Below are 11111 nucleotides of genomic sequence, written 5' to 3' on the forward strand. Positions count from 1 at the left end.
ATGGCGATGGTCAAAGCGCTTAACCGGATCACGCTATTAGGAATGCCGAACAGTATTCGCATCACGTAACAATCGACCCGATGGGGCACAGTCGTTACAAGTTCTGATTTATTCAACAAAGCCTTGCTGCTGATGTACTATCTGGCTGGCGGCGTGCTGTTGGGTTAACTCGCTTTCACGCGTTTGTGCAGCAATCCGTGCCAACTGAGTACGCTCGCGCTCACGCTGCAAGGGGCGCAATTTTTCTGCTGGCTCGTCTCGTTCCAGCCGTAATCGATCGGATTCAGCGTCACGTTGCGCCTGCTCGGCTGCCTCGGCCTGCTGCTGTTTTTGGCGTAAGTCCTGCTGAAGATGCTGTTCTTGAACCTGCCATTGCTGGTGTGTCAGTGCTTGCTCACGTTTTTCCCGTAACCGTTGTTCTTCCTGGTGTAGCTGCGTCAGTGCCGTCTGTACAGCTTGTCGCTCGTTGTCATCCAACAGTGCGATGGCTGATGCGCGTGCTTGTAGCGTGTCCAATGCCAGCTTTACTGCCTTATGCCGTTCATAGATCCGACTGGAGATCTCGCCATAGATCACCGTTCCGGTCAGCTCTTCCAGCAGTTCTGCGCGTTTATTCTGTTCGGCGTTGAGAAAGGCCGCAAACTGCCCCTGCGAGAGCATCATTGAGCGAGTAAAACGCTCAAAATCCAGCCCGGTAATACGGACGGTGTGAGCCAGTTTTTCGGACAGCTTTTGCGTGAGGATCTTACCGTCTTCGATCAGCGCCAGTTCGGCTTTCGGGGTTTGCAAGTTGCCGTCTGCCGCATCTTTGGCGCGGCGCTGACTCCAAAACGCACGGTAGCCGACGCCTTTAACCTCAAATTCCACTTCAGCCAGACAGTCGGCGGTGTTGCGCGTCATCAGTTCGTTCTGCGTGGCGGAGAGCGTGTTCAACCGCGGCGTCTGGTGATACAGCGCCAGACAGATGGCATCTAGCAGCGTGGTTTTGCCCGCACTGGTCGGGCCGGTGATGGCAAACAGCCCGTTGCTGGCAAACGGCTCCTGCGTGAAATCAATCTTCCATTCGCCTTTGAGCGAGTTGAGGTTTTTTAACCGTAAGCTCAGGATTTTCATGCTTGCGGCGCTCCTTCGGTAACGTCTCGGACCATTTCATCGAACAGCGGGCGCAGCCGTGCTTGCTGTTCCTGCGCCATGTCGGTCAGCGCCAGTTTGCGTTCGAAAACGTCCTGCGGGGATAATTCGTCCAACGTTTCTTTCTTTTCGCGCGCAATCGCCTGCAAGTGCTGCTCACGGTTGCGCCGTAACAGCAATACGTCGACGGGCAATGCGTGCGTTTCCTGTTAGACGTGCTATCTACTGTAGGGCGATTATATACCCTAAATAATTCGAGTTGCAGGAAGGCGGCAAATGAACGAATCCCGATGAGCTTACTTAGGTAAGTGATTAGGGTGAGAGAGCGCAGCCAACGCATCTGCAACTTGAAGTATGACGGGTATAAGCAGTGAGGGCGGCGGCTGTCGTTATCGCCGCGAAAATTTTGGAAACAGCGGCTAAATCGGGTGTTACCTTCAGTTTGGGTTTTCATAAATCTGTCATAAAACTGACGCATACTGCTTTCGCCCGCAGAAGATAAGCCACTCAGGCACCTTTATAGGTAAGGCGGGCAATATAGGTAAAGCGGGCAATGGTGAGATTTCGTTATTGTTGACGCGTTTCATACGCTGACTAACGGCAGGATGGATAATGGCAAGACGCATACTGGTCGTAGAAGATGAAGCGCCGATCCGTGAAATGGTGTGCTTCGTGTTAGAGCAAAACGGCTATCAGTCCGTTGAAGCGGAAGATTATGACAGCGCTGTGACGCGTTTGTCCGAACCCTATCCGGATCTGGTACTGCTGGACTGGATGCTGCCAGGTGGCTCAGGATTGCAGTTTATCAAGCACATGAAGCGCGAAGCGCTGACGCGGGACATTCCGGTTATGATGTTGACGGCGCGCGGTGAAGAGGAAGATCGCGTGCGCGGGCTTGAGGTTGGTGCGGATGATTATATCACCAAGCCGTTTTCGCCCAAAGAGCTGGTAGCACGGATCAAGGCGGTGATGCGCCGTATTTCACCCATGGCGGTGGAAGAGGTGATCGAAATGCGGGGGTTGAGTCTGGACCCAACTTCGCATCGCGTTACCACAGAACAACACGCGCTGGAGATGGGGCCGACCGAATTCAAACTGCTGCATTTCTTTATGACGCACGCTGAGCGTGTATACAGCCGCGAGCAGTTGCTCAATAACGTTTGGGGAACTAACGTTTATGTTGAGGATCGTACTGTGGACGTGCATATTCGTCGCTTGCGCAAGGCGCTGGAAACCAGCGGACACGATAAAATGGTGCAAACGGTCCGGGGAACGGGGTACCGTTTTTCTACGCGTTATTGATGTGCCCGTGAGCCATAGCGAGCGCGACATCGTGGCTGAATACCGCCGCGGAGAATTTTTAACGTGTTAGAACGTCTTTCGTGGAAAAAGCTGGCATTGGAGCTGGCTTTTTTTTGCTTGCCAGCCCTGCTGCTTGGCCTGATTTTCGGCTACCTGCCCTGGTTTATGCTGACGGCGGTGCTGGTGGTGCTTGGTTGGAATTATTACAACCAGCTTAAACTCTCATACTGGCTGTGGGTCGATCGCAGCATGACACCGCCACCCGGGCGCTGGAGCTGGGAGCCGCTGTTTTACGGGCTGTATCAAATGCAACTGCGTAATCGGCGGCGGCGGCGCGAGCTGGCTTTGCTGATCAAGCGTTTTCGCAGCGGTGCCGAGTCGCTGCCCGATGGCGTGGTGATCACCACCGAAGAGGGCACCATTATCTGGTGCAACGGCCTGTCGCAGCATTTGCTTAGCCTGCGTTGGCCGGAAGATAACGGCCAGAATATCCTCAACTTGCTGCGTTATCCCGAGTTTACCCAATACATGCGTCAGCAGGATTTCTCCCGCGCCTTGACCCTGCAACTGATCAATTCACACCATGTCGAATTCCGTGTTATGCCGTACTCGGAAGGGCAATTATTGATGGTTGTGCGCGACATTACCCAGATGCACCAGTTGGAAGGGGCTCGGCGTAACTTCTTCGCCAACGTCAGTCATGAATTACGCACTCCGCTCACCGTGTTGCAAGGTTACCTGGAGATGATGCAGGACGATTCGCTGGACGGTGCCTTACGCAGCAAAGCGCTTTCAACCATGCAGGAGCAGACGCGGCGCATGGACGGGTTGGTGAAACAGTTGCTCACGTTATCGAAAATAGAAGCGGCAGCACCGATCAATCTGGCAGAAAAGGTCGATGTGCCGCGTATGCTGCGCATACTACAACGCGAAGCACAGACGCTGAGTCAGGATCGTCACGAAATTGTGTTCCGCATCAACGATGGGCTGAGCGTTTACGGCAATGAAGAGCAGTTGCACAGCGCCTTCTCCAATCTGGTATACAACGCGGTTAATCACACGCCGGAAGGCACGCGCATTGAAGTGTGCTGGCAAAAAATCACGCAGGGTGCGCAGTTTCAGGTCAGCGATAATGGTCCTGGGATCGCTGCCGAGCACATCCCTCGTCTGACGGAGCGTTTTTATCGTGTGGACAAAGCCCGCTCACGACAAACGGGTGGCAGCGGATTGGGGCTTACCATCGTCAAGCATGCGCTCAGCCATCATGATTCGCGGCTGGAGATCCTCAGTGAACCGGGTGCCGGAGCGCGTTTTATGTTTACGCTTCCTAACCGGTTGATTGTCTCTGCCTCTCTGTCGGAGAATAGCACCACACCTTCGGCCTGATGGATAGTTGACCTATGATGCCAGCCCCGCTTTTTTCGGGTTTATTGCTCTGTGCTGCGCTGTTACTCAGTGGCTGGAGCCACGCTGCGCGCAGTGAGCAAATGCTGGCGGGTAATCTCTCCAGTGCTGGCTCTGATACCTTGGCGACGCTGATGGCGTTTTGGGCCGCCGATTTTAACCAGCATTATCGCAGCGTTAACGTACAGATGCAGGCGGCGGGATCGTCATCGGCCCCCACGGCACTTGCCTCCGGCGCGGCACAACTCGGTCCGATGAGCCGTGCCATAAAGGCCAGTGAGATTGAGGCCTTTGTGCAACGCTACGGGTACCCACCACTGGCTGTGCCGGTGGCGATGGATGCGTTGGTGGTGTTAGTGAATCAGGATAATCCGCTGCCGGGTTTGAACGTGCAACAGCTCGATGCGCTGTTCTCTATTACCCATCGCTGCGGGGCGACGCAAACCGTCACCCACTGGCGTGATCTTGGGCTGACGGGGGAGTGGGCATCGCGCCGAGTGTTGCGCTACGGGCGCAACTCAGCGTCAGGCACCTATGGTTTTTTTAAGCAGCAAGCGCTGTGCGGTGGTGATTTCTTGCCGCTGGTGAATGAGCTACCGGGTTCTGCTTCGGTGGTGCAGGCGGTAGCTACCTCCACACAGGCGATTGGTTATGCCAGCATCGTTTTTCGTGCCAGCGGAGTGAAAATGTTGCCGCTGGCGGCGCAGGGAAACGACTATGTTGCGCCGACGGTGGACAATATTCGCAGCGGGCGTTATCTCTACGCGCGCTATCTCTATATTTATGTCAACAAAGCGCCAGAGCAGGCGCTGGATAGCCTGACGGCCGCCTTTATGGATCGGGTGCTGTCTACCGCCGGGCAAAGTCTGGTGAGTCAGGATGGCTATCTTCCTTTGTCTGAGCACGTGCGGGTTAACGCACGCCATCAGCTCGGCCTGTAACACGCCATTATTCTCGCCCATCACCGTCATTCCCGTGAAGGCGGGAATGACGGTGATGGGCGTTCATTCTGTCAGAGATCCCCGGCTTTCGCCGAAAATGACGAGGGGAGAAAGCCGGGGATGACGAGGGAAAAGTGACTTTGTCATCAGTCTGACGTGAATTTTATTCATGTTAGTCGCGGAAAGTGAAAATTATTCTATTGCCCTCAACCTGTTGCCATGACAGGATTTACCTACATTATAGCCGTCTAGATGTCTAAATAAGTATAAGGCGTGATTACTGTGCGGCGTGACTATTTATTTTGAAACTATCTTTGCAATGCCGCTTGCCTCACGCCGTGACATGAAGGCGTTGTTGCGAAAGATCAGGAGCTTATCATGGCTAAAGTACTTCCCCCTTTCCGCGCTGACGTGGTTGGCAGCCTGTTGCGTCCCGCAGCAATCAAAGAAGCACGCCTGCAATTCCAGTCCGGTGCCATTAATGCGGAGCAACTGCGCGCCGTGGAAGATGCAGAAATTCTGCGTGCCGTTGAACTGCAACGCGAAGCCGGGCTTCAGGTTGTCACCGACGGTGAATTCCGTCGCGCCTGGTGGCACTTCGACTTTTTCGAAGGTTTGAACGGGGTGGAGGCTTTCGAAGCGGACCACGGTATTCAGTTTAACGGTATCCAAACCAAGTCCCGCGCCATCAAGGTGACGGGCAAAGTCAGCTTTAACACTCAGCACCCGATGCTGGCGCATTTTCGCTACCTGAATAGCATCGCGGGTGATGTGACCGCCAAGATGACGATTCCTAGCCCGAGCGTGTTCCATTTCCGTGGCGGACGCAAGGCCATCGACAGTCAGGTTTATCCAACTCTGGATGCCTATTTCGACGATCTGGCGCAGACTTGGCACGATGCGATTCATGCTTTCTACGCCGCAGGCTGCCGCTATCTGCAACTGGATGATACCGTCTGGGCTTACCTGTGCTCAGACGATCAAAAACGCCAAATTCGCGAACGCGGTGAAGATCCGAAACAACTGGCCCGTATCTATGCCGATGTGCTGAATAAAGCATTGGCGGGTAAACCTGCTGACCTGACGATCGGTTTGCACGTATGTCGCGGCAACTTCCGCTCTACCTGGATTTCTGAAGGCGGGTACGAGCCGGTGGCATCTATCCTGTTTGGCGAAGTCAATGTGGACGAGTTTTTCCTTGAGTACGATAACGATCGCTCAGGTGGGTTCGAGCCGCTGCGTTTCATCAAACCGGGACACCAACAAGTGGTGCTGGGTCTGGTGACTACCAAAAACGGCGAGTTGGAAGATCCGGCTTTGCTGAAAGCGCGCATCGCGGAAGCAGTGAAATATGTCGATATCAAAAAACTTTGCCTCAGCCCGCAGTGTGGTTTTGCTTCCACGGAAGAGGGTAATAGCCTGACAGAAGCACAGCAGTGGGCCAAGCTGCGTCTGGTTGTGGATACTGCTGTCGCCGTGTGGAGCAAGTAACACACCAGTGCATAACACCGGGGACGCACACTATCCCCGATCTATCCTCGACGTTTCGCCATGGGGTGTCCCAATCTGCAAATCCGTTCACTCCGTTTACCGCGTAATCCCCTGCCACTTGTCCCCTTTTGCAGCAAAAAGCGCTTCTTATGCTGAAGCACTGCCTCTTTTATGTCCATTTTGCGCGTATTACGCGTTTTTATACTGGTTTTATTGCAAAGCAAAGACGGTAAATGCACAAATCATGTGCGGAAGGTTGTGTGAGTGGTGATATTATATGCTGTCTATTGTTGTTAGATCGGCGCAATGCTTCGCATTTTGGATCGCTACTTGTCTTTTATTGCTATAAACGTTTTACTTAGCGCCCTATAACGTCTGCGCGATAAGAATAATTTATACTACGCCGCAGTTCGTCTTCCCATTTTGTCGCATTTATATACAGGCAACACAACGTAACTATGAGTCATCGTTTAACATCCAAAGATATCGTGGCGCTGGGGTTTATGACCTTTGCGCTGTTTGTCGGGGCGGGGAACATCATTTTCCCGCCAATTGTGGGTTTACAGGCCGGTGAACACGTCTGGACCGCCGCGCTTGGCTTTTTGCTCACCGCGGTTGGCCTACCGGTGTTGACCGTGGTCGCGCTGGCGCGCGTGGGCGGTGGCGTCGATGCGCTGAGCTCCCCCATCGGTCAGAAGGCAGGCGTTCTGCTGGCGACCGTGTGTTATCTGGCCGTCGGACCGCTGTTCGCTACGCCGCGTACTGCCACGGTATCGTTCGAAGTCGGATTGGCTCCGCTGTTTGGAGATGCCGCCACGCCGCTGTTGATCTATAGCCTGGTCTATTTCGCGTTGGTGATCGGCATTTCTCTCTATCCGGGTCGTCTGCTGGATACGGTTGGCCATGTGCTGGCACCGTTAAAAATTCTGGCGCTGGCCGTGCTGGGATTGGCGGCGGTGATGTGGCCTGCGGGTTCGCCGATCCCGGCGACCGAAGCCTATCAAACCGTGCCATTTTCTAACGGTTTTGTGAACGGTTACCTGACCATGGATACCCTGGGTGCCATGGTATTCGGGATCGTTATCGTCAATGCAGCGCGTTCACGCGGCGTGACCGATGCTACGCTGCTGACCCGCTATACCATTTGGGCCGGTTTGATTGCTGGCGTCGGGTTGACGTTGGTTTATCTGAGCCTGTTTAAACTGGGCTCTGTGAGCGGTGAACTGATTCCTAACGCGCAAAACGGGGCTGAAATCCTGCATGCTTACGTGCAGCACACCTTTGGTAGCATGGGCAGCGGCTTCCTGGCGTTGTTGATTTTTATCGCCTGCATGCTGACGGCGGTTGGCCTGACCTGCGCCTGTGCCGAATTTTTCTCCCAGTATTTGCTGTTTTCCTATCGCACGCTGGTGTTCGTGCTGGGTGGCTTCTCTGCGTTAGTTGCCAATCTGGGATTAAGTCATCTGATTCAGCTTTCCATTCCGGTGCTGACAGCGATCTATCCGCCCTGTATCATTCTGGTTTTGCTGAGTTTTACTTTGCGCTGGTGGAATCAGGCTTCGCGTATTGTGGCCCCGGTCATGTTAATCATCCTGTTATTCGGCCTGATTGATGGGGTAAAATCATCGACCTTTGCGTCATTGCTGCCAGCCTGGAGCCTGAACTTGCCTTTGGGTGAACAGGGATTGGCATGGTTGCCACCGTCGCTGGTGGTGCTGCTGGCTGCGGTTATTTATGACCGGCTGAGCGGGCGTTAGGAAGTGACTGCGCACCAATAACGCACTCATGCTGCATTTTTCACCACAGGCTGTCGCCTGTGGTTTTTCTTTTGTAAGACAGGGCTGCTTAATTTATGGAACAACAATCCGCTAAGCTAAAGCGTGGGTTAAGCACGCGGCATATCCGCTTCATTGCACTCGGATCGGCGATTGGTACCGGGCTGTTTTATGGCTCGGCCAGTGCCATTCAGATGGCAGGACCAAGCGTGCTGTTGGCTTATATCATCGGCGGTGTTATCGCCTATATCATTATGCGAGCGCTGGGAGAGATGTCGGTCAATAACCCGCAGGCCAGCTCCTTTTCCCGCTACGCGCAGGATTACCTGGGGCCGATGGCGGGCTACATCACCGGATGGACCTACTGCTTTGAGATCCTCATCGTCGCCATCGCGGATGTGACCGCGTTTGGTATCTACATGAGCGTCTGGTTCCCTGATGTGCCGCACTGGATCTGGGTGTTGAGCGTGGTGCTGATCATTGGTGCCATCAACCTGATGAGCGTGAAGGTGTTCGGTGAGTTGGAGTTTTGGCTCTCGTTCTTCAAGGTCGCTACCATTATCATCATGATCGTGGCGGGCATCGGGATTATCGTGTGGGGTATCGGTAACGGCGGTCAGCCAACCGGAATCAGTAACCTGTGGAGCCACGGCGGTTTCTTCAGTAACGGCGTGATGGGCATGGTCCTGTCGTTGCAACTGGTGATGTTTGCCTACGGCGGTATCGAAATCATTGGTATCACCGCCGGTGAAGCCAAAGATCCGCATAAATCCATTCCGCATGCCATTAACTCGGTGCCGTGGCGCATCCTGGTGTTCTACGTGGGTACGCTGTTTGTCATCATGTCGATTTATCCCTGGAATCAGGTGGGGACCAACGGCAGTCCGTTTGTGTTGACCTTCCAGCATCTCGGCATTACGGCAGCGGCGGGTATTCTGAATTTTGTGGTCATTACGGCGTCTCTGTCTGCGATTAACAGCGACGTGTTTGGCGTGGGCCGCATGATGCACGGCATGGCCGAGCAGGGCAACGCGCCCAAGGTCTTTGCCAAAGTATCGCAGCGCGGTATTCCGTTGGTCACAGTCGTTGTCATGATGGCGGCGCTGCTGGTGGCGGTTTACCTTAACTACATTATGCCGGGCAAAGTGTTCTTGGTGATTGCATCGCTGGCAACCTTCGCCACCGTATGGGTGTGGATCATGATCCTGTGCTCGCAAATTGCGTTCCGCCGTCGTTTGAGTGAGAACGAGGTGAAGGCACTGGCGTTCCCGCTGCCGGGTGGGGTGGCGTCTTCGGTAGTGGGTATCGTGTTCCTGGTGTTTATTATCGGACTGATTGGCTACTTTGAAGAAACGCGCGTTTCCCTCTACGTGGGCGTGCTGTGGATTGCGTTGCTGCTGTTGGGCTATGCCTTTAAACAGAAACGGCAGAAGCTGGCGAATGACAACGCGTAAGCGTGGTTGAGCGGCAATGACAAAACGGGGCGCAAAGCCCCGTTTTTTATTCTCTGAAATGGCTAATAAAAAAGCCGACGGCATAGCGTCGGCTTGTTGTCGCGCAAAAGAGCGAGATTACAGCTTGTCGGCATTTTCCGTCAGGTATTTGGCAACGCCATCTGGCGATGCGCCCATACCGGATTTGCCTTTTTCCCACTGTGCCGGGCACACTTCGCCGTGCTCTTCGTGGAATTGCAGGGCATCAACCATGCGCAGCATTTCATCAACGTTGCGACCCAGCGGCAGATCGTTGACAACCTGATGGCGAACGACGCCTTCTTTGTCGACAAGGAAAGAACCGCGCAGTGCCACGCCCGCATCCGGGTGCTCAATGCCGTAGGCTTTCTGGATTTCACGCTTCACGTCGGCGACCATGGCGTATTGCACCGGGCCGATACCGCCGCTTTTCACCGGCGTGTTGCGCCAGGCGTTGTGAACGAATTCGGAGTCAAAAGAGACGCCAACCACTTCCACGCCGCGATCTTGAAACTCTTTGTAGCGGTGGTCAAAGGCGATCAGTTCTGACGGGCAGACGAAGGTAAAGTCCATCGGCCAGAAGAAAATCACTGCCGCTTTACCGCTGATGTGCTTTTTCAGATTGAAGTTTTCAACGATTTCGCCATTGCCTAATACGGCAGCAGCGGTGAAGTCAGGGGCTTGACGCGTTACCAGGACCATAATAACTCCTGTAAAAGTGATTAAAAGGACGAGGATGAAAAAACAACAGGCAGTATAGAGTTTCTTTCCTCATGAATACAGGTTAACAGACCGATTGATGAGATAGGTTTTGTCTATTGAATTGATTGGTCATACCCAGCATAAATCGACAGCGTTACAGTTGTTGCAAACGAGCCTGTTCCATCATACGTGGATAAAAACACCAAAAATAGTCTTCAAAGGCGGTGTAGTGGCGCTCGATATCGTCAAATGAGCCTGCTAATGCCGCCAACCGGGGGCGGCGTATCGCCATGCGTTGCAGCACATCGGCAAAAAGGGCAGCTCGGCGTAGCGCTCCAGCCAGCGTTCACGCCACAGATAGTGATTCAGGTTTTGAAAGCGTTCCGGCGTGTCTGCCAGATGCGGCTCTATCTGGGCGCGAGCGGTATCGACAAACGCTTCCAGCGATTGCTGCGGACACACGCGCGTCCAGTGACGGGCAAGAAAATGGTCCCACAGCACGTCAAGCGTGATGGGCGCCACGCGGCGGTAATCGGCGCTGAAATGGGCGGCGGCGGCTTTTACTTCGGCCTGACTGTCCGTTAGCACATCAATGCGGCGGTGCAAGCGGATACCTGACACCACGTCATCGCTAAAGCCTTGTTGCGGGTTACCGCGCACAAAGTCTGCCATCAGGTTGCCGAGAAGCGAACTATCGGCTAGCGTGGCCAAGTGAAGATGAGCAAGAAAATTCATTCTGCCAGTTTACTGTAGCGCGGCGAATTTTGCATGCTCAAGAGAAAGCCCGCCAATGACGGCGGGCTGGTAGAAATAACGGCTATTATTGTGGCTGCCCCGGCCACTCAATGTCAGGTGCAGTACTGACATCAATACGATTTAACATCACCCGATAG

9 protein-coding genes and 3 pseudogenes are annotated in these 11111 nt (G+C 54.0%); 7 read left to right on the forward strand and 5 right to left on the reverse strand.

What is annotated here, in order from left to right; translation table 11 throughout:
- A pseudogene (locus tag ACTBDZ_RS10875) lies at positions 1 to 69 on the forward strand (surface-adhesin E family protein); the annotation flags it as partial.
- A 60-nt stretch (positions 70 to 129) separates the two neighbouring features.
- On the opposite strand, the pseudogene ACTBDZ_RS10880 reads toward ACTBDZ_RS10875, so the two are convergent.
- Together ACTBDZ_RS10880 and ACTBDZ_RS10885 are read right to left on the reverse strand one after the other, a co-directional pair.
- A pseudogene (locus ACTBDZ_RS10880) lies at positions 130 to 1113 on the reverse strand (AAA family ATPase); the annotation flags it as partial.
- Positions 1110 to 1325 (reverse strand): hypothetical protein, encoded by a 216-nt coding sequence (locus ACTBDZ_RS10885; RefSeq protein WP_438815320.1) that lies wholly within the window; start codon positions 1323 to 1325, stop codon positions 1110 to 1112. The gene ACTBDZ_RS10885 and the pseudogene ACTBDZ_RS10880, both read right to left, overlap by 4 nt.
- 418 nt (positions 1326 to 1743) lie before the next feature.
- Between ACTBDZ_RS10885 and phoB the strand changes: the two genes are divergently transcribed.
- From phoB to proY, 6 genes are all read left to right on the forward strand, one after another.
- Positions 1744 to 2433 (forward strand): phosphate response regulator transcription factor PhoB, encoded by a 690-nt coding sequence (gene phoB, locus ACTBDZ_RS10890; RefSeq protein WP_195315276.1) that lies wholly within the window; start codon positions 1744 to 1746, stop codon positions 2431 to 2433.
- A 63-nt stretch (positions 2434 to 2496) separates the two neighbouring features.
- Positions 2497 to 3819, forward strand: coding sequence for a phosphate regulon sensor histidine kinase PhoR (gene phoR / locus ACTBDZ_RS10895; protein ID WP_438815321.1), 1323 nt, complete (start codon positions 2497 to 2499; stop codon positions 3817 to 3819).
- Positions 3820 to 3833: 14 nt separating this feature from the next.
- Positions 3834 to 4778 (forward strand): PstS family phosphate ABC transporter substrate-binding protein, encoded by a 945-nt coding sequence (locus ACTBDZ_RS10900; RefSeq protein WP_438815322.1) that lies wholly within the window; start codon positions 3834 to 3836, stop codon positions 4776 to 4778.
- A 378-nt stretch (positions 4779 to 5156) separates the two neighbouring features.
- Positions 5157 to 6269 (forward strand): cobalamin-independent methionine synthase II family protein, encoded by a 1113-nt coding sequence (locus ACTBDZ_RS10905; RefSeq protein ID WP_438815323.1) that lies wholly within the window; start codon positions 5157 to 5159, stop codon positions 6267 to 6269.
- A 458-nt stretch (positions 6270 to 6727) separates the two neighbouring features.
- Positions 6728 to 8026: a branched-chain amino acid transport system II carrier protein gene (brnQ, locus tag ACTBDZ_RS10910; protein WP_438815324.1), complete on the forward strand. Its 1299-nt coding sequence runs from the start codon at positions 6728 to 6730 to the stop codon at positions 8024 to 8026.
- A gap of 95 nt (positions 8027 to 8121) precedes the next feature.
- On the forward strand, positions 8122 to 9498 hold the full coding sequence (gene proY, locus ACTBDZ_RS10915; RefSeq protein WP_438815325.1) for a proline-specific permease ProY: 1377 nt from the start codon (positions 8122 to 8124) through the stop codon (positions 9496 to 9498).
- A gap of 117 nt (positions 9499 to 9615) precedes the next feature.
- On the opposite strand, the gene ACTBDZ_RS10920 is transcribed toward proY, so the two are convergent.
- The 3 genes and pseudogenes from ACTBDZ_RS10920 to ACTBDZ_RS10930 all read right to left on the reverse strand — a co-directional run bounded on the left by ACTBDZ_RS10920 (position 9616) and on the right by ACTBDZ_RS10930 (position 11101).
- Positions 9616 to 10218 carry a peroxiredoxin C gene (locus tag ACTBDZ_RS10920; RefSeq protein ID WP_222158295.1) on the reverse strand — a complete coding sequence of 201 codons (603 nt, stop codon included), beginning with the start codon at positions 10216 to 10218 and terminating at the stop codon, positions 9616 to 9618.
- A gap of 154 nt (positions 10219 to 10372) precedes the next feature.
- A pseudogene (locus tag ACTBDZ_RS10925) lies at positions 10373 to 10953 on the reverse strand (ACP phosphodiesterase).
- 85 nt (positions 10954 to 11038) lie between these two features.
- Complete coding sequence (locus tag ACTBDZ_RS10930) at positions 11039 to 11101, reverse strand: tail fiber assembly protein (protein WP_438815326.1); 63 nt, start codon at positions 11099 to 11101, stop codon at positions 11039 to 11041.
- Between the last annotated feature and the right edge of the window lie 10 nt (positions 11102 to 11111).

It is taken from the genome of Symbiopectobacterium sp. (genome assembly GCF_051710365.1).
GTDB lineage: Bacteria > Pseudomonadota > Gammaproteobacteria > Enterobacterales > Enterobacteriaceae > Symbiopectobacterium.